Annotated in this window: 20 protein-coding genes; 16 read left to right on the top strand and 4 right to left on the bottom strand. The window is 62.6% G+C overall.

Annotated elements, in window-relative coordinates:
- Positions 1-2: 2 nt before the first annotated feature.
- From OZ411_RS22570 to OZ411_RS22580, 3 genes are read right to left on the bottom strand one after another with little or no spacing between them, the layout of a single operon-like run.
- Positions 3-1,118 carry an ABC transporter ATP-binding protein gene (locus OZ411_RS22570; RefSeq protein ID WP_282529707.1) on the bottom strand — a complete coding sequence of 372 codons (1,116 nt, stop codon included), beginning with the start codon at positions 1,116-1,118 and terminating at the stop codon, positions 3-5.
- Entirely contained in the window at positions 1,111-2,385 is a 1,275-nt protein-coding gene (locus OZ411_RS22575; protein ID WP_282529708.1) for an alkaline phosphatase family protein, read from the bottom strand. Before OZ411_RS22575 ends, OZ411_RS22570 begins: the two co-directional genes overlap by 8 nt.
- Positions 2,386-2,387: 2 nt before the next feature.
- A complete protein-coding gene (locus OZ411_RS22580; protein WP_282529709.1) occupies positions 2,388-2,570 on the bottom strand; it encodes a hypothetical protein in 183 nt (60 codons plus the stop codon).
- A gap of 42 nt (positions 2,571-2,612) precedes the next feature.
- Here OZ411_RS22580 and OZ411_RS22585 point away from each other — a divergent pair, with 42 nt between their 5' ends.
- Positions 2,613-2,804, top strand: a complete 192-nt coding sequence (locus tag OZ411_RS22585) for a hypothetical protein (RefSeq protein WP_282529710.1) — start codon at positions 2,613-2,615, stop codon at positions 2,802-2,804.
- 37 nt (positions 2,805-2,841) lie between these two features.
- Here OZ411_RS22585 and OZ411_RS22590 read toward each other — a convergent pair whose 3' ends face one another.
- Positions 2,842-3,762 (bottom strand): LysR family transcriptional regulator, encoded by a 921-nt coding sequence (locus OZ411_RS22590; RefSeq protein WP_282529711.1) that lies wholly within the window; start codon positions 3,760-3,762, stop codon positions 2,842-2,844.
- A 78-nt stretch (positions 3,763-3,840) separates the two neighbouring features.
- On the opposite strand from OZ411_RS22590, the gene OZ411_RS22595 reads away from it, so the two are divergent.
- The 15 genes from OZ411_RS22595 to OZ411_RS22665 all read left to right on the top strand — a co-directional run bounded on the left by OZ411_RS22595 (position 3,841) and on the right by OZ411_RS22665 (position 18,989).
- Positions 3,841-4,818, top strand: coding sequence for a tripartite tricarboxylate transporter substrate binding protein (locus OZ411_RS22595; RefSeq protein WP_282529712.1), 978 nt, complete (start codon positions 3,841-3,843; stop codon positions 4,816-4,818).
- A gap of 27 nt (positions 4,819-4,845) precedes the next feature.
- A complete protein-coding gene (locus OZ411_RS22600; RefSeq protein WP_282529713.1) occupies positions 4,846-5,295 on the top strand; it encodes a hydantoinase/oxoprolinase N-terminal domain-containing protein in 450 nt (149 codons plus the stop codon).
- Positions 5,229-6,845, top strand: a complete 1,617-nt coding sequence (locus OZ411_RS22605) for a hydantoinase/oxoprolinase family protein (RefSeq protein ID WP_282529714.1) — start codon at positions 5,229-5,231, stop codon at positions 6,843-6,845. The genes OZ411_RS22600 and OZ411_RS22605 overlap by 67 nt, the downstream gene beginning before the upstream one ends.
- A complete protein-coding gene (locus OZ411_RS22610) occupies positions 6,845-8,194 on the top strand; it encodes a hydantoinase B/oxoprolinase family protein (protein WP_282529715.1) in 1,350 nt (449 codons plus the stop codon). Before OZ411_RS22605 ends, OZ411_RS22610 begins: the two co-directional genes overlap by 1 nt.
- Before the next feature lie 92 nt (positions 8,195-8,286).
- Positions 8,287-8,967 (top strand): FMN-binding negative transcriptional regulator, encoded by a 681-nt coding sequence (locus OZ411_RS22615; protein WP_282529716.1) that lies wholly within the window; start codon positions 8,287-8,289, stop codon positions 8,965-8,967.
- 304 nt (positions 8,968-9,271) lie between these two features.
- A complete protein-coding gene (locus tag OZ411_RS22620) occupies positions 9,272-10,006 on the top strand; it encodes an aspartate/glutamate racemase family protein (RefSeq protein ID WP_130578647.1) in 735 nt (244 codons plus the stop codon).
- A gap of 63 nt (positions 10,007-10,069) precedes the next feature.
- Positions 10,070-10,924, top strand: coding sequence for a VOC family protein (locus tag OZ411_RS22625; protein WP_282529717.1), 855 nt, complete (start codon positions 10,070-10,072; stop codon positions 10,922-10,924).
- On the top strand, positions 10,921-12,033 hold the full coding sequence (locus tag OZ411_RS22630) for a M14 family metallopeptidase (RefSeq protein ID WP_282529718.1): 1,113 nt from the start codon (positions 10,921-10,923) through the stop codon (positions 12,031-12,033). The genes OZ411_RS22625 and OZ411_RS22630 overlap by 4 nt, the downstream gene beginning before the upstream one ends.
- 19 nt (positions 12,034-12,052) lie before the next feature.
- Entirely contained in the window at positions 12,053-13,066 is a 1,014-nt protein-coding gene (locus OZ411_RS22635; protein ID WP_282529719.1) for a zinc-binding dehydrogenase, read from the top strand.
- Entirely contained in the window at positions 13,063-13,497 is a 435-nt protein-coding gene (locus OZ411_RS22640; RefSeq protein ID WP_207234451.1) for a PaaI family thioesterase, read from the top strand. The genes OZ411_RS22635 and OZ411_RS22640 overlap by 4 nt, the downstream gene beginning before the upstream one ends.
- A 67-nt stretch (positions 13,498-13,564) precedes the next feature.
- Positions 13,565-15,169 (top strand): ABC transporter substrate-binding protein, encoded by a 1,605-nt coding sequence (locus OZ411_RS22645; RefSeq protein ID WP_282529720.1) that lies wholly within the window; start codon positions 13,565-13,567, stop codon positions 15,167-15,169.
- Positions 15,170-15,185: 16 nt separating this feature from the next.
- On the top strand, positions 15,186-16,154 hold the full coding sequence (locus tag OZ411_RS22650) for an ABC transporter permease (RefSeq protein ID WP_282529721.1): 969 nt from the start codon (positions 15,186-15,188) through the stop codon (positions 16,152-16,154).
- 4 nt (positions 16,155-16,158) lie between these two features.
- Positions 16,159-17,004, top strand: coding sequence for an ABC transporter permease (locus tag OZ411_RS22655; RefSeq protein ID WP_282529722.1), 846 nt, complete (start codon positions 16,159-16,161; stop codon positions 17,002-17,004).
- 1 nt (position 17,005) lies between these two features.
- Complete coding sequence (locus tag OZ411_RS22660; protein WP_282529723.1) at positions 17,006-18,022, top strand: ABC transporter ATP-binding protein; 1,017 nt, start codon at positions 17,006-17,008, stop codon at positions 18,020-18,022.
- Positions 18,000-18,989: a dipeptide ABC transporter ATP-binding protein gene (locus OZ411_RS22665; RefSeq protein ID WP_282529724.1), complete on the top strand. Its 990-nt coding sequence runs from the start codon at positions 18,000-18,002 to the stop codon at positions 18,987-18,989. The genes OZ411_RS22660 and OZ411_RS22665 overlap by 23 nt, the downstream gene beginning before the upstream one ends.

An 18,989-nucleotide genomic window follows, 5' to 3' on the forward strand; every position in this document is an offset into this window, starting at 1 on the left:
GCTCATGCTGCCACCCGCTCGATATCGCCGCAGCGCCTGCCAGCCTCGTCGAACTGCATCAGTCGCGCAGCATCGACCTTGAGCCCAACCGCGCAGCCGAGCGAAAAGCGTGGTTCGTCGGGGGCGGTGCGGATCACGACGGTTTCCGAGCCGTCGCGGAGCGCCACATGCACGAAGATATCTGAGCCGAGATTTTCAAGATCCGTCACGGTGCCACCGGGCAGGCCAGCGGTTGGCGTGGTCAGGACGGCTCCTTCTGGACGAAATGCGAGGTGCTTGGTCTGCGGTGCAAGGATTGCCGACAGAATCGGTCGATCGTCCGCCCAATGGCCGCGAGCGACCACGTTGATCTTGGGGCTGCCGATCATCTCGGCCACCCTCAGATCCTGCGGGTCGCGATAGAGCTTTTCTGGAGGACCCACCTGGAGCAGCTCGCCGCCGATCACCACGGCCACGCGGTCCGCCATCGTCATGGCCTCCGACTGGTCATGCGTGACATAAACGAAGGTGACGCCGAGGCGGCGGTGCAGAGCGGTGATTTCCGTGCGCATCTGCACTCTGAGCTTGGCGTCGAGATTGGATAGCGGCTCGTCCATCAGAAAAACGGTGGGATGCCGCACCATTGCGCGCCCGAGGGCGACGCGCTGGCGTTGCCCGCCGGAAAGCTGGCCGGGCTTGCGGTGGAGCAGATGGGCCACGTCGAGCATGGTGGCGGCCTGCTCCACCTCCATGCGAATGCTCCTTTCGATGCCGGTGCGACCCGGCAGGAGGCGTCCGATGAGCGGCAGGCGCTGTGCGAAGGAGAGCCGCCGCGTGCGCAATGGCAGCGCGATGTTGTCGAATACGGTGAGATGGGGATAGAGGGCGTAGGACTGAAACACCATGGCGACGTCCCGGTCCTTTGGACGGGCGCCATCCACGGGCCGGCCGCCCACGCTCACCTCGCCGGCGTCTTGATCCTCGAGCCCGGCGATGATCCGCAGCAAGGTGGACTTGCCGCAGCCGGACGGCCCCACCAGGGTCAGGAATTCCCCATCCTGAATCTTCAGGGAGACGCCCTTCAGGACCGACACCTCCCCATAGCGCTTCTCGATGCCGCGCAGCTCGATCTCAGCCACAGCCGCCTCGCTGTAGCGCGTTGCCGTCTGTGCCGGAGCCGGGCAGACCGAGATGAGCAAGAATGGTAGGCGCGATGTCGATAACCGAGGCTGCTCTGGAGCGCACCGCGCCGGCCAAGAAGCCCGGACCCGAGATCATCAGGAAAGGCGACTGCTCGGCAGCCCCAAGCCCACCGTGCTGACCTGCGCCGATGACATCTTCCTTGCCTTCGGAACGCTTGGCGGCAAAGCTCGTCCCGACAATGCCGAAAGCGTTGGGAGCCTCGGTCTCGCGCATGGAGACGGCACAAGCGAGTCCGTTGTCGGTGGACTGGCCAATACGGTGCAACTCGGCCCTCGTCAGTACGGTTCCGGTCCAGTCTTGGCCAGCCAGGAAGCTTGCGATTGCCGCCTCGCGCCCAGCGGCGTCCGGGTGAAGATAGATCAGTGCCGAAGTGCCGTTGGAGGCCACCACCACCTCGTCGGAATCGAGACTTTCCTTGAGGCCTGCGGCGACCAGCTCAGCCTCGACGTGAATGACGTCGCTCACGGTTTGATGACCGTGATCGGATCCAAGGAGAAAGAGCACATCCTCGCGGTCGGGCAATTGCGCCACCGCGTCCATGACGCGCTTCGCGTTCCGATCGGCTTCCATCAGGACGGCCAGGTGTTCGGGCGAGCCCAGCGGCAGAGCGTGCTGGGACGAGTCGGGTTCGCCCAGCCACATCAGAGTGAGGGCGGGAGGACTCGCGGCCAGCACAGTCTCCGCAATGAAACGCTCGGTCATGGCTCGATCGCCAGCCACGTCCAGGGTCACGCGAAGCTGCTCAGCTTCGGGTAGGGGAATGCGGCCTCGCCCGAACGAGCCGGCGCGATGATAGATGCGTCCGTGGCCGTCGGGATCGTGAGCATAGGCCGCACCAGGCGACACGTTGCTGAATATCACCGCACCACCGTTCTCACGCAGCCGCTCGGCAAGAGTCGGAACGCCAAGGGACCGTCCGGTGACACGTCTTTTGTGCTGGAGAAAATCCGGCCGGCCCGCATCGTGACGCACAAGGCGGCCGTCTTCAACGAGGACCATGGTGTTGCCCTGGAGCCCGTGGCGCGCCGGCAGGCAGCCGGTGGCGAGGCTGGCGGAGACCACGCGCGTGCATGAAGGAAAGATCGTGCTGTAGTCTGAGAATTGCTCGGCGTGCGCGGCGAAGGCGGCCAAGTGCGGCGTGGTCTCGGGACCGACGAGGTCCCGGCGCAGGCCGTCGAGGATGACGAGGATGGCGCGGCGCACGTTTACGCTTCCACCTCGTTGAGCAGCACGAAAGAGGCGCGGCATTCGCGCAGCACCCGTGCTGGGTCGCTGGTGCGACCGGCCTTCAACCGATGTTCGACCGTCTCTGGCCGCACGGGCCACGCGCGGAGTTTTCCGTTCACGTCCTGAGCAACCCGGATCGGCGTCGGTTCACCATTTTGCATGTCGTTCCATCGTTTGCGCCTGAGAGGAGGCGACTCCTAACGGTGGCCGACGACACTTTTGTGACTATACAGGTACATTTGTTCCATGCACCGAATTGCGATGTGGATCGGGCAGCAAGGAGGCCGGATGTGCTGGACCAAGCAAACAAAGACGAAAACGCGCGCGGCGCTGATTTTGCGCTCATGGCGCGGGTCTGCTGGCACCACTTCAAGGAAGACAAACCCAGGATGTGATCGCCCAACATCTCCAATGTCTGTGACTACGTTCACCCTAGGTGCGCTTGCGCATGATCGAAGGCTCCTCGAAGTCTGTCCGGCGGATCTCGTTGAAGAGTGCTTCAGCGGCTGCCGATAATGTGCGACCGCGCCGACGGATCAGATAGATCGGACGAGAGATCCGTGGCGCTTGCAGAACTCTAACGCCAAGTGTCGGACGCTCGAACTGGTGGAGGCTAAGCGACGGAACTATTGTGATGCCCAGACCCGCTTCTACCATGCCGGCAAGCGTCGCCATGTAATTCGCCTCGAGATGGGCTTTTAGTTTCACGCGCTCAAAGGCGGCATCGAGGGCGCGGCGAACACTACTATTGCGTGTCAGGTGAATAAACGGATAGGACGCGATGTCAGCGGCAGCGATCTTCTTTTTCGACAGCAACTCATGATCTTTGCGGCAGACGAGGTAGAAGTGATCAGTCGCCACGACCTGCCCGTCCAAGTCTTCTGCACCGTCAAGCGTCGACAGGGCAAAGTCAACGTCGCCGTTGCGTACCAATGATACGCACGTCTCCGCCATTGCGTCGGTCAGCGACAACTGAACGTTTGGATGCCGGGCTGCAAATCTCGACAGTATTTTCGGCATCCAGCCGGCAGCGACCGATGGCAGCGCCGCGATCGACACCCGGCCTCGGCGGCGCGCCGCCCGGTCGCGGAAAATCTGAATAACGTCGGACAAATCTGCATGCAACTGATGAGCGAAAGGCTCGAAGACCTCACCATCGGGGGTCATTTCGACCCTGCGTGTGGTCCGGTCGAACAGCTTGGCTCCTAACGCGTGTTCGAGCGACGAGATGCGGGTGCTGAACGCCGACTGCGACAGCCCGCATCGCGCGGCCGCCCGGGTGAAATTCTTTTCCTGAGCAAGGGTGAGGAAGATATGGAGGTCCTGGCTCGTTATATTCATAGGATCGATCAATCATTATGATCTTTCGATTTATCAGATTTGTGGCCCACAAGTAAGCTTCCTTCACAAATCCTAAGGAGCAGGGTCACCATGGTCGGACTGTCTCGCAGGTCTTGGTTGGGCGGTGTCGGTGCGCTGTCCCTGGCCGCGTCGTGGCCCAGGAGATCGTCGGCGAACGATAAGTTCCCGTCACGGCCTATCACGCTGATCGTTCCGTTTCCGGCCGGTGGAACGGCCGATACCACGTTCCGCGTTCTGGCGACGGCCGCGGCAACGCACCTCGGCCAGCTGATCGTGGTGGAAAACCGTCCAGGCGCCAGTGCCACGCTAGGCGCGGTTGCGATGCTGTCGGCGTCGCCCGATGGCTACCGCATCGCAGTCACGCATTCGGCGGTTCTGCGCGTCCAGCTCATGCAGAAGACGCCCTATGACGCGTTGCAGGATTTCACGCCAATCATCCAGATCGGCGCTTTCAACGTCGGCATGGTCGTTCGTCAGGATTCACCGTTCAAGACCTGGGGCGACTTTATCGCCGAGGCCCGCAAGCGGCCCGAGGAGGTCAACTACGGGACGAACGGTCCGGCGACCGCGCAGAACCTGGCGATGGTTCAGGTCGCCGATATCGAAAAGATCAAGCTGATCCACGTGCCGTTCAAGGGGGACTCCGAGGGCATTGCCGCCTTGCTCGGCGCCCACATCGACGCCCACGCGGGCGGCACGATCCTCGGCGATCTGGTCGACAACGGGCAAGCGCGCTGGTTGGCGGTCTTCTCTGACGAGCGGTTGAAGCGTTGGCCCGACGCGCCGACCCTCTACGATCTCGGCTATGACGTGACCGCCGCGAGTCCGAACGGTTTGATTGGTCCGAAGGGAATGCCGCAGGAGGTGGTCCAGCGGCTGCACGACGCTTTCAAACTGGCGCTTTTTGATCCGCAACATGTCGCGATCCAGGAAAAATACGGACAGTCGATCCAATATCGAGATGGCGCCGATTTTGGCGAGGTGATCAAAAAGAACTTCGAGATCGAACGCGAGAAGATCCGCCGCGCCGGCCTTCTGCGGTCTTGAGCGACTTCAAATCCAACGGGGTGAAGAATGCAGGTTGGCGTCGAGATTGGCGGGACGTTTACGGACCTCGTCTGGGTGGACGAGGAAGGCGTGGTCTCCGTCGGCAAGGTTCCGTCGACACCGAGCCAGGTCCACAAGGCGGTTGAGAACGCGGTCGATCAGGCTGCCGTGCGGTTAAAGGAGGTGACGCGCTTCTCGCACGGCTCGACGATCGCGACCAACGCATTGATCACGCGGCGCGGTGCGCGCACCGGGCTTCTCACCACCAAGGGCTTTCGCGACATCACCGAAATCGGTTTGCACGATCGCGTTGGCAACATCTATACGGCTTTCTATCACAAACCCCGCGCACCGGTAGAGCGGCGCGCTTCATCCGTGAGATTCCAGAACGTATCGACGGGCGCGGCAATGTGGTCGAAGCCCTCGATGAAGAGGTGGCACAACAGGAAATCCAGTTCCTCCTCGACCACGGCGTGACGTCGATTGCGATCTGCCTGTTGCACGCTTACCGCAATGGCGTTCACGAGGATCGCCTGCGCGAACTCATTCTCTCGATGAGCCCGACAACGTGCGTCGGCTGTTCGAGCCGCGTATCGCCTGAATTCCGTGAGTACGAGCGCACCGTGACGACGGTGGTCAATTCCTTCGTCTCCCCGGTGGTCATCGACTACGTCGATCGGCTGGATCGCGGCCTGACCGATCGCGGCTGCAGCAGCGGCTTGCAGATCATGCAGTCGAATGGCGGCATCATGCCGGCGGAAGCAGCGGGCGACAACGCCGTGCGCATGCTGCTGTCGGGGCCGGCCGCAGGCGTGCAGGCCGCCGCATGGTTCGCACGTCGCAACGGCATCAATGACATCATCACGATCGATATGGGGGGCACCAGCACGGATGTGGCGGTCGCGCCCATGCTGGAGCCGCGGGTGGTGCAAGAGCTTATGGTCGATGACTTGCCGATCCGCACCACCGCGCTTGACATGGTTACGGTCGGTGCCGGCGGCGGCAGCATCGCGGCGCTTGATTCCGGCGGCTTCCTCAATGTCGGGCCGGCCAGTGCGGGAGCCGAGCCTGGGCCGGCATGCTACGGCCGCGGCGGCAAGCTGCCGACGGTGACAGACGCGCAGTTGATCGCCGGACTGCTGCGGCCGTCGCACTTCTTCGCAGGCAAGATGACGCTCGATGTCGGGGCTGCGAAAGATGCATTCACGTCGCTGAAGGTGCCGGGCGACCTCAGGCACAAGGCGGATGCCGTGTTGCAGATGGTCAACAGCAACATGGCGGCGGCGGTTCGTCTTGTCTCGACTGCGAGGGGCATCGATCCGCGTGACTTTACGCTCGTGGCCTATGGCGGTGGCGGCCCGCTGCACGCAGCGACAGTGGCCGACGAGGTCGGCATGAACCGCGTTCTTGTTCCGTGGTCGCCCGGCATCACCAGCGCTTTCGGCCTGCTGATCGCCGATCTCAAGGTCGACTTCATCAAGGCGAGATTGCAGCCGTTGACTGCCGAGTCGCTCGCCGAGATCGGCGTAGCCGATCTGGCCGCGACATGTGACGGCTATGCCGCGAGTCTCGGCTTGGCCGCTGGCGGCTACGACGTCCAGATGGGACTCGATCTGCGCTACGCGGGCCAGGGATTCGAGTTGACGGTCTGGACAGACGTGGCACGGGCAAGCCCGTCGGAATTGCGTGACGTTTTCGAGAGCCTGCACCGTGAGCGCTATGGCTACACGCGACCGAACTTGCCGGTTCAGATCGTCAACGCGCGGGCGCGGCTTACCCGCAAGAACAAGCTCAACGTCGTTACTCCCAAGGGAGATCCTGGTCGGAACGGTAAGCGCGAGACGTGCGATATCGTCCTCCAGGGCAAATCCATCGCTGCGACCTTCATGGATCGTTCTGATCTTGATTTCGGCGAGACAATCACGGGCCCGGTCATTCTCGAAGAGCCGACGACCACGACACTGGTGCCGCCGGGCTGGACGGCGCGCTGCTGCGAGAGCGGCGATCTGCTGCTGGAGAAAAAGTGATGTTCGGCGAACAGACCAAGCTCGCGATCCTTGCCAACGCGATCCGAGCGATCGCGAATGAGATGGGGGCAATTCTTGTCCGCTCTGCGTTCTCGACCATCGTGCGCGAGGCTCGCGACTGCTCGACCGCGATTCTCGACGCGCACGGCAACGTGGTGTCGCAGGCCGAAATGATCCCGATCCACAATGGCGGGTTGAGCGAAGCGTTCAGGGCATCCGTCGCGCAACTCGACATCTCCGGGATCGGGCCCAACTCCGCGATCCTGCTCAACGATCCCTATGCCGGAGGGCAGCATCTCAACGACTTCATCATCTTCCAGCCCGTGTTCGCCGATGAGGTCCTGATCGGATGGGTCGGTAATACGGCGCATCATCTCGACGTCGGAGGCGGCGGCGCCGGGATCAACATTGATGCGACTGAATTGCTGCAGGAAGGGATTGTCATTCCGCCGCTGCTGATCGATGTCGAAAGGGACCTGATGGGCGGCGCGATCGACCGCCTGATCTTCGCCAACGTCCGGACGCCAGAAGTCGGCCGCGGCGACTTCTACGCTCAGCTTGCCGCCAATCGGACCGGCGTCGAGCGTCTCCAGCAACTGGCCGAACGTCACGGCTACGATCTGGTGGTCCGCGCGATGGCGGAGGCGCTCGATTATACGGAGCGCCGCATGCGGGCAGCCATCGCGACGATTCCGAACGGAACATGGACCGGCGAGGCATGGATCGACGCGGGCGTACGTGGCGATATTCCGCTAAAGGTCGTTGCGACCGTTACGGTCGCTGACGGAGCCATGGTGCTGGACTTCACCGGCACGGCACCAGAGGTGCACAGCATGTTCAACAGCTCGAAATCGTCGTCCATCGCCGCGGCGATCTCGGCGGTTCGCTGCCTGCTCGCCGACAAGGACATTCCGGCCAACGATGCCTGCAATCGCCTGATTGATATCCGGCTGCCCGAGGGCACGATCGTCAATCCGACGCCCGGCCGACCGGTGCGTGCCCGCATCGCCGTGTCCTATCGCGTGCTTGATGCGATCCATGAGGCGCTCGGAAAGGCGATTCCGGATCGGGTTCCCGCGCAGGGCTTCAATTCCACCACCGGCCTCTACCTTGTGCAGGAGCGCCCGAACGGCGGCACGCGCATCTACGCGGACGTGCTCGGCGGCGGCTATGGGCGGCGCCGATGGAGCCCTCGCATCGTTGAAGGTGATCCGAGGCAAAGACGTCATCGACCTGCCAACCACCGCGGTCATGACCCTGCAGAAAGGCGATATCGTTCAGCTCACGGTCGGCGGCGGCGCCGGTTGGGGCGATCCGGCGAAACGCCCGGTCGAACTCGTCGAGCGTGACCTCGAGCAAGGGCTGATCACCGCGGAGTTTGCGATAAGACACTACCCCCAGGCTTTCAAGCCAGCGCACGTTGCCTGACGGGAGGTCTCGCATGTTCTACCGTCCCGAACGCACCCTGGCGACCGACACGGCTGCTATCGATCTTATGTCGGAGCTTGGCTTCGCGCTTCTGGTTTCGACCGAAAACGGTGAACTGCATTTCTCCCACATCCCGGTGCTGGTTGATGTGAAAAACGGTGCGGCAACCCACATTCGCGGTCACGTCGCGCGCGCCAACGAGCATTGGAAATCGCTGGAGCGCCAGCCGAAGGCGGTGTTCGTCTTCAACGGCCCAAATGCGTATGTGTCGGCTCAGTGGTACACGAAGGAATGTCCGGCGGCGCCGAGCTGGTCGTATGCGGTGGTCCATGCCCATGGTGACGTCCGCCTGCTTGACCGCGCTGGCCTCGATCAGGTTGTCGATGACCTGGTGCGTGTGAATGAAAGCCGCTTTCCCAGCCAGTGGTCGATCGCGGACTACAGCCCGCCGCGCCGCGCCGCCTTGATGCCGCACATCGTTGGCTTCTCGATGGCAGTGACGCGGCTCGAACCCAAATTCAATATCAAGCGGCATTACAGTGACGCAGACAAGCGCGGCGCCATCGCGGGGCTCATCAAGACCGGCAAGGATGATGCCCGACAGATCGCAGGATTGATGGCTGAGACGCTCTCGGCGCAGGGTGATCGCCCGGCTAGCGACATTCTTGAGAATTATTCAAAGGGCCAGCGTTGAGCTCGCCCTGAGCGACCACGGGTTGGCCGCCAGCGACTAAGCGTCGACGACGCAGACGGAAGAACCGTCGATCAATCCGTACGGAAGACAGGTGTCGCGCTGGGGACAGCCAATAATGAGTCCCGCAGCATGTCCAACTCGGGACGCCCCGAGATTGTGAAATCCTATTCCAGAATTCACTCGAACTATGAAGTCTATTTTTAGCTCGAAGCCCCTATAAGTCCTGGATACGCAACCGAATTGCGCAACGGCGCTGCTAGTCTTTCCGCAAGGCAGAAATGTCGTGTGGAGCGAGCAGCAGGAAATGCGAACGATTGGCTTGATCGGCGGAATGAGTTGGGAAAGCACCGCCGTCTATTACCGACGGCTCAATGAACAGGTCCGAACCCGGTTGGGTGGACTTCACTCCGCTGAAATCCTGATGCGATCGGTCGACTTCGACGCGATCGTCAACCTGCAGAAGCAGGGACGCTGGGATGAAGCCTGCAGGATTCTTGCAAACATCGCCCGTGAGCTGGAGGAGGGGGGCGCCGGCTGCCTGCTGATCTGCACCAACACCATGCACAAGCTCGCTGACGAGGTGCAGCGGGCGGTATCGATCCCGCTGTTGCATATCGCCGATGTTACCGCCAGCGCGATCAAGGCCGGCGGATGCAAGCGCCCGTTGCTGCTGGCGACACGCTACACCATGGAACAGGATTTTTATGTGCAGCGGCTGCGCGAGCAGTTTGCGCTCGATCCGATCATTCCCGACGAAGCAGATCGCATCGCTGTCCATGACATCATCTTCGATGAGCTATGCCAAGGCGTCGTCAGCGACCGGTCGCGCCGCCGCTACCTCGATGTCATCGCGCGCGGAAAGTTAAACGGTGCCGACAGCGTGATCCTCGGTTGTACCGAAATCTGTCTGTTGGTCGGACCGCAACACATTGATCTTCCGGTGTTCGACTCGACGATGCTGCATGCTGACGCCGCCGTGGATTTCTCCATGACGAAACAAGCCTCTCATCCGCGTGCAGCGCAGGGAGTGCAATCCTGAAGTGGCACCGATCTTGCCTAAAAATCTGCGAGCCGCGGGTAGGTTTGTAAAGAAGTGAGTGACATGGCTTTGACTATCAATGCAGTGAAGCCCGTTCTCGATCACGCCGTCATCAATGTGATGGGGAAGCTCGACGAGGCGGCCGCGCAATATGGCCGGCTCGGCTTCAAACTGACAGAACGTGGTCATCATTCGCTCGGCTCGAGCAATAACCTCGCCATCTTTGGCGAGAACTACCTGGAACTGCTCGGATATCTGCCGGGGAGCGAGACCAGGCGCGCCGATCTGTGGACGCATCCGCCGGGGCTGACCGGGCTGGTGTTCAAATCAGTCGACCCCGATCTTGTCTTTGCCGCCTTGAAGCAGCGCGGCGTTCCAGCGGAAGAGCCGATGAGCTTTTCGCGCCCAGTGTCGCTTCCGGGCGGTACGCAGGATGCGCGCTTCAGGGTGGTTCGCGTCGGCAGCGAAGAGGTGCAGAACGGCCGTACCTTCTTCTGCCACCACGATACTCCGGAACTGGTCTACCGACCGGAATGGCGTGTGCACCCGAACGGTGTGACCGACATCGTCGAATTCGTCATCGCGTCGAAAGCGCCGTCGCGCACCGCTGCACTGTATGAGCGAATGTTCGGCGTGCCTTTGCTCAGTGAGGTGCCTGGCGGCGTATTGTTCCGTGCCGGCACCGCCACCATCCGTGTGCTGGAGCCATCGGCAGTTGCCAAACGCTATGCCGATGCTGCGCTGGTCAGCGAGAACGGCTCGGATCGCATGGTCGCGCTGGTGTTCAAGGTGCCTTCGCTCGAGGCGCCGCGGACGGTGTTCGAGAGGTCAGGGATCGGTTACCGGCCCTACGCCGACGGGATCGTCGTCAGCCATACGGATGCAGCCAACGTGGCACTCGGGTTCACGGTGCCATGATGATCGATTTCACCGAGAGCTTTGCCTTGGACTATGCGGGCGCCCGCGCCAAATTCCGCGCGACTGCGGCGGAACTGGGTGGCGCGCTTTTCGAATATCGTCATCCGACCCTGAGGACGCCTGACGGCCAGGATCTCGTGGTCGACGTCGCGCGGCTCGGCGATGCCGCCGCCCCGTCGCAGTTGATCGTGATCAGCGGTACGCACGGCCTTGAAGGTCTCAGCGGCTCGGCGGCGCAGGTCGCGTGGATGAAGGGCGTTCCGGCGCGGGCGCTGCCGCCGCATGTCTCAGTGTTGCTGGTGCATGCGATCAATCCGTATGGTTTCGCGTGGGGCACCCGCACGACCGAGAATAACGTCGATCTCAATCGCAATTTTGTCGATCACGAGGGGCCGCATCCAGCCAATCCCGGCTACGCAACGCTGTACCCTCATCTGGTCCCGGATGATTGGACGCCGGCGGCCCTTCAAGGCTATGCTACGGCGCTCGATCGTTTTCGTGCTGCGCATGGCGATGATGCATTGTTCAATGTGCTTGCGAGCGGGCAGTACGACTTCCCCAATGGCAACAATTTCGGCGGCGTCGCGCGCGAGTGGTCGAACGTTACGCTAGAGAAGATTGTCGCCGATCACCTCGGTCAGGCCGAGCGTGTCGGCTTGATCGATTGGCATACCGGCATCGGAGGCTGGGCCGAATCGTTCTTCCTTTGCTTCAACGACGAAAACGGACCGCTGCACGCCGAGGCCGTGCGCTGGTGGGGCAAGGAGCGGCTCATCGGCCAGCGGCCACACAACATGGCGCGGCCGAACTATCAAGGGCTGGTGTTCCACGGCCTGACGAAATTCCTCGGTCGCCGGCCGATGGTCGGCGCTGTCGTCGAGTTCGGTACCCGCGGCGTTCATGTCCAGCGCGCGCTGCAACTCGATCTATGGCTCAAGTTCAAGGCCGAACGCGACAGCGAACGGGTGCGGCTCTTGAGAGCCGATCTTCACGACTGCTTCGTGCCGGTATCGGCCAATTGGCGCGAGCAGACCACCGAACAGGCGATTTCGATAACCCAACAGGCGATCGACGGACTGGCGACCTGGTCGCTTGCCGCGGCGGCCTAACACGGAGCTGAATGACAAGATGCGTGCCCTAGTCCTTCGCGAACATGGCGACAACGACAAGCTTCAATTCGTGCCCGATTATCCAACGCCGAAGGCGGCGGAGGGTGACGTCGTCGTGCGGGTCAAGGCCTCCTCGATCAACTACCACGATGTGTTCACCCGCCGCGGCATGCCCGGCATCAAGGTGCCGCTGCCGGTCATCATCGGCCTCGACGTGGTCGGTGAGATCGCGGAGATCGGCGCGGGCGTTACCGGCTGGAAGGTCGGCGATCGCGTGCTGATTGATCCGGTCAACCGCGTTGAGGGCGGCTTGATGGGCGAGACTCAGGACGGCGGCCTCGCGGAATATTGCCGGGCCAAGGCGCACCAATTGGTCAGGATTCCCGACAATGTCGGCTTCGAGCAGGCGGCGGCGCTGCCGGTGGCTTACGGCACGGCGATCCGCATGATGAACACGATCGGCAAGATCAAGCCGGGCGAAAAAGTCCTGATCCTTGGCGCGAGCGGTGGCGTCGGCGTCTGCTGCGTGCAGCTCGCCAAACTGGCGGGTGCCTATGTGATCGCCTGCGCCGGCAGCGAGGAGAAGGGGCGGCGGCTCAAGGAGCTCGGCGCCGACGAAATCATTCTCTACACACAGACCGATTTCATGAAGGCAGTCTTCGAGCGCCACGGCAAGCCGCATCGCCGGCGCTTCGTTGAAGGCGGCGGCGTCGATGTGGTGGTCAATTTTACCGGGGGCGACACCTGGGTGAAGTCGCTTCGCTGCCTGAAGCTGGGAGGCCGTCTCCTGACCTGCGGCGCCACGGCTGGATTTTCGCCCACCGAGGACCTCCGTTTCATCTGGACTTTCGAGCTGCAGGTCCTCGGTTCCAACGGCTGGGAGCGCGAGGATATCGAAAAGCTGTTCGATCTGGTGCAGGCGGGCAAGCTGCAGGTCCTGATCGACAAGTCCTATCCGCTTGAACAGGCCAAGGAAGCGGTGCGCGTGATCGAAGATCGGGCGGTGTTCGGCAAAGTCGTGGTGACGCCGTGAGCAAGACAGAAGTCACCACGCTTACCGCGGCCGATATCCAGAAGATGCTGGATGTCTCGCCGTTCAATCTGTTCCTCGGTCTGACCGTCATGGACGCCGATCCGGTCAAGCAGGAAGTCACCATGCGCTCGGCGATGCGTCCCGAATTCGAGCGTCGTCCCGGCTCGAAGCAATGGCACGGCGGCGTCATCGCTTCCGTCATCGACACGGTCGGCGATTTTGCCGTCGGCATGATGGTCGGGCGGGGCCTGCCGACTGTCAATTTCCGCGTCGACTACCTCAGGCCTGCGGTCGATACGGCGCTGGTTGCAGTGTCACGCGTGCGGCGCGCCGGCAAGAGCGTCGGCGTCGCTGATGTCGATGTGTTCGACGAGAAGGGTTCGTTGCTCGCGATCGGAAGGGGCACCTATTCGACGCTGGATACAAAGTAACAGCAAGAACGGGACGGATGCGCGCTGCAATGAGGCCGGTTCGACGCAATCATAGAGGGGCCAGACGATGAGCAGGTTTTCGAGACGTGACTTTCTGATCACCACGGCGGGTGCCGCGCTCGCATCAAGCATGGCCGAACCTGCGCTGGCTGGGCTGGAAACGCCAAAGCGTGGTGGTACGCTGATCGGCACCTGGGGCGGCTTCGAGCCGCAATCCCTGTTCGTGCCGCCGGGCGGCGGCTCAAGTCCATACTTCACCTCGACCAAGGTACTGGAGCGCCTGATCCGGCTGACGGTCGATCTGAAGTTCGAGCCGGTGCTGGCCGTCGACATCAAGCCATCGGCCGACTTCAAGAGCTATACGATCAAGCTGCGCGAGGGCGTCACCTGGCATGACGGCAATCCGTTCACCGCCGAGGATGTCGTTTTCAACGCGATGCAGTACTGGAAGCCGATCTCGGCCGGCGTCTCTCTCGATGCGCTCGAAAGCGCGGAGGCTACCGACCCGCTCACCGTGGTGCTGAAGTTCAAGGCCCCGGTCCCTGAATTCTTCCTCAAATCTGTGCTGGCCGGCAAATCCGGCTTGGTAATTCCAAAGCACATCTACGCCGGCAGCAACATCATCACCAATCCGATCAATAACGCGCCTATTGGTACCGGCCCGTTCAAAGTCAAGGAATGGGTGCGTGGCAGTCATGTCGAGTATCTGCGCAACGAGAAATACTGGAATCCGGGACTGCCGTATCTCGACCGCCTGGTCATTCGCTGGTGGCGCGATCCGGCGTCACGGGCGGCTGCGTTTGAGGCAGGGCAGCTCGACATCGGAACCTTCAATCCGATCCCGATGCCGGATATCGCGCGGCTGGCCTCCGGTGGCAAGATTATCGCCGAGACCAAGGGATATGCGAACTCGGCCTGGGTCACCACCATCGAGTTCAACCAGCGCCGCGACATCTTCAAGAAGCGCGAGGTGCGTCAAGCGCTGATGCAGGCCATCGATCGGCAGTTTATTGCGGACACCGTGTTCTTCGGCCGTGCGCGTCCCTCGCTCGGCGCCGTTCACAGTTCCAATACGATCTTCTTCACCAAGGACGTCCAGGACTATCCGTTCGACGTCAAGAAAGCAGGGAAGATGCTGGATGCCGCGGGATTTCCGGTGAAGGGCGGCTCGCGCTTCAAGCTCAGCCTGGTTTCGGCCGGCTGGTTCGAGGAGAACATCAAGATCGGCCAATATGTGAAGCAGGCGTTCGAGGATCTCGATATCGCCGTGGATCTCGCGGTGCCGGATCGCGCCACCTCGCTCAAGCGGATCTACAGCGATTACGACTATGACGTCGCGATCTCCAATAACTCGGGTGGCATCGAGCTGATCCCGAGCACGACGCAATATTACACCACAGACGGCATCGTGAAGGGCGCCGCGTTCCGTAACGCGACCGGCTATTCCAATCCGAAGCTCGACGAGATCGTTGCCAAGATGACGGTCGAGACCGATGAGCCGAAGCGCATCGTGCTGGCCAAGGATTTCGATCGCCTGGCCACGATAGAGGCTCCGCTGCTTCCCATGGTCGATCTGGAGCCGGTGACGATTGTCCGATCCGACGTCCGCAATCACTCCGCTACCGCCGACTTCATGGGGGAAAGCTGGGCTGAACTCTGGCTCGATCGCTAGATAAGGGAGTACCGACTTGAACCGCATCGTGCTTCGCCGATTGGCTCAGGTAATCCCGCTGGTTCTGGCGGTGATCGTGCTCAACTTCGTGCTGATCCACCTCGCGCCGGGCAGCCTGTTCGACGTCATGACCGCCGAGCAGCAGATCTCCGATCCGGCGATGCTGGATCAGCTACGTCACACCTACGGCGTCGACCAGCCGACCTGGGTGCAGCTTGCCAAGTATATCTGGTCGGTGATGCGGCTCGATCTGGGCTTCTCCTACCGGCAGAACGCACCTGTACTCAACGTGATCATGGACCAGTTGCCGGCCACCGTGATCCTGATGCTGGCGGCGACTTCGGTGGCACTGCTCGTGGGGGTCACGGCGGGCGTGCTGGCGTCCGTCAGAGTCAACACGATCTGGGACAATTTGATCTCGCTTGCTGCAGTGTTCTTCTTCGCCGCGCCCAGCTTCTGGCTCGGCATCATGATGACGGTGCTGTTCGCGGTCAAACTCGGCTGGTTTCCGGTCGGAGGCATGCGGACGATCGGAGCCGGGAACGGCGCGTTCGCCGATGCGCTCGATGTCATGCACCATCTGGTGCTCCCGGCGACGGCGCTCGGGTTGTTCTATGCCGCCACCTATGCGCGGGTGATGCGCGCCTCGATGCTGGAAGTGTTCCGGCTCGACTTCGTCCGCACCGCGCGCGCCAAGGGGCTCTCGCCGGCACGCGTCGTGGTCGCCCACGTCATGCGCAACGCGTTGCTTCCGATCGTGACGCTGCTCGGCCTGCAGCTTGGCACCATCCTGGGCGGCTCCGTCGTGATCGAGGCCGTGTTCAGTTGGCCCGGCATCGGCAGCCTGTTGTTCGACAGCGTGATGAGCCGGAATTTTCCGATGGTGCTTGGCGTACTCGTGCTCGGCTCGCTGCTCGTGGCGGTCGCCAACGCAACCGTTGATTTGCTCTATCTGCGGCTCGATCCGCGCATCCGGGCGAGGTAGGCGGATGCTCAGGCTCGGGATCGATTTTTGCCGTCGCTTCGCGCGCAACCGCGCCGCGCTGATCGGCCTTCTGCTCGTCATTGTCGTGATCGGCGTCGCGCTGGCGGCGCCTTGGCTGTTCCCGCGCAACCCCTTGCGCATCGTCGGCCGTCCCGAGATCTGGCCCTTCGTCAATTCGCGCTACCCGTTAGGCACCGACTCGCTTGGCCGGGACATCGCGGCGATGATCGCGTACGGCGCGCGCACGACGCTGTTGATCGGACTGTGCGCGAGCCTTACCGCGACGCTGATCGGGATCACGATCGGCGCCACCGCCGCTTACTTCGGCGGCTGGGTCGATGAAATGCTGATGCGTTTCACCGAGCTGTTCCAGACCATTCCGAATTTGATTTTCGTACTGACCATCGTTTCGATCCTCGGCCAGAAGATTGAATATGTCACGATCGCTGTCGGTATCGTTACATGGACTCCGATTGCGCGACTGACGCGGGCGGAATTCATGGCGCTGCGCGATCGTGAGTTCGTCCAGGCCTGCCGCGCCATGGGCATGGGAAACTTGCGCATCATGCTTGGCGAGATCCTGCCAAATGCGCTGCCGCCGGTGATCGTGCTGTCTTCGCTCGTGATAGCCGGCGCCGTGCTGTTCGAATCCGCGGTGTCGTTCCTGGGGCTTGGCGATCCCAACGTCTCGAGCTGGGGGCGGCTGATCGGCGATGGCCGGACCCTGATCCGCACCTCCTGGTACATCTGCGCCGTGCCGGGACTAGCGATCATGCTCACGGTGCTGGCGCTCAACCTGGTCGGCGATGGTCTCAACGATGCGCTTAATCCGAAACTCAGGGATCGCTGACATGGCGGCTGGCAACGGCCCGGTTCTCGAGATCGACCGGCTGAAGGTGTCGCTGTTCACGCGCCGCGGCGTGCTGCCGGCGGTGGATGGGCTGTCGTTGACGGTGGCGGCGGGCGAGACGGTAGCGATTGTCGGCGAGTCTGGCTGCGGCAAATCGCTGACCGCGCTCGCGGTCATGCGGCTGTTGCCAAATCCGCCGGCGAAGGTCGTCGGCGGCAGCGTGCGTTTCATGGGCCGCGAGCTGACGTCCTTGTCCGATCGCGAGATGCGGCGAGTCCGCGGCAAGGACATCTCGATGATCTTTCAGGATCCGATGACCTCGCTCAATCCGGTCACCACCATCGGCGACCAATTGATCGAGGCGATTCAGCAGCACAATGACGTCTCGCGTGCCGAGGCGCATGCCCGCGCCGTCGAATTGCTGCGCCAGGTGCGCATCCCCGATGCCGAGCGACGGCTGAACGATTTTCCGCATCAGATGTCGGGCGGCATGAGCCAGCGCGTCATGATCGCGATGGCGATCGCCTGCGGGCCGAAGCTTTTGATCGCCGATGAGCCGACCACGGCGCTCGACGTGACGATCCAGGCGCAGATCCTTGCCTTGCTCAAGGAATTGCAAGCGAGTTCGGGCATGGGGCTGATCATCATCACGCACGACCTCGGCGTCGTGGCCGAGACCGCCGACCGCGTTGTGGTGATGTATGCCGGCCGCAAGGTCGAGGAGGCGCCGGTAGAGGCGCTATTCGAGCGGCCACTGCATCGCTACACCCGCGGCTTGCTCGGTGCCACGCCTTCGGCGACGCGTCGGCGCGGCACCCGCCTGGCAGAGATTGGCGGCAGCGTGCCGCCGCTGTCGGACCTGCCGGCCGGCTGCGCCTTCCAGAATCGCTGTCCCGACGCATTCGATCGTTGCCGCGCGCAGAGACCGGACCTGATGTCGCTATTGCCGGGACGCACTGCGGCGTGTTTCGCCGCCGAAGAGGAGCTGTCGCGACATGCCGCTGTTGTCCGTACGTAGCCTTTGCGTTCAGTACCAGACCGCGCAGGGCACTGTGCGCGCGGTCGACGACGTCAGCTTTGAGCTCGAAGCCGGAGAAACCGTCGGCCTGGTCGGCGAATCCGGTTGCGGCAAGTCGACCCTCGGCAAGGCGATCATGCGGCTGGTCCCGAGCTCCGACGGCCGCATCGTGCTTGACGGGCGGGACATCACGAGCATGTCGAGCGGGCAGCTCAAGTCCCTACGCAAGAACATGCAGATGATCTTTCAGGATCCCTATGGCTCGCTCAATCCGCGCCATGACGTCGGCACCATCATCGGCCAACCGCTCAGCGTTGCCGGCTGGTCGCGCCGTGACATTCGCGATCGTGTTGCCGAGCTGATCAGGCAGGTCGGCCTGCCGGCGGATGCCGAGCGCCGCTATCCGCACGAGTTCTCCGGCGGCCAGCGCCAGCGCGTGGGCATTGCGCGTGCGCTCGCGCTGCGGCCGAAAGTCATCATCTGCGACGAGCCGGTATCGGCGCTGGACGTCTCCGTCCGCGCACAGGTGATCAATCTGTTGCAGGACCTGCAGCAGCAGACCGACGTGTCCTTTCTCTTCATCTCCCACGACCTCTCGGTGGTCGAACACATCTCCGATCGTCTGATCGTGATGTATCTCGGCCGCATCGTCGAAAGCGGCAGCGGTGAAGAAATTTGGCGGCAGCCGGCGCATCCTTACACGCTTGCCCTGCTGGCGGCGGCGCCGATCGCCGATCCACGACTGGCGCGCGGCCGGGCCAAGCAGGTCTTGCAGGGCGAACTGCCAAGCCCGCTCAATCCACCCCAAGGCTGCAGCTTCCATGAGCGCTGCCCGATGGCGCGCGAGCGCTGCGGCAAGGAGCGGCCTACGCTGCGAAAGGTGTCCGGCGGCCGAATGGTGGCTTGCCATTACGACTTGCTCGAGCAGCCCGCCGAGTTGCCGCGGGCAGTGAGTGCGGCCAGTTAG

This window comes from Bradyrhizobium sp. Arg237L, from assembly GCF_029990105.1.
GTDB lineage: Bacteria > Pseudomonadota > Alphaproteobacteria > Rhizobiales > Xanthobacteraceae > Bradyrhizobium.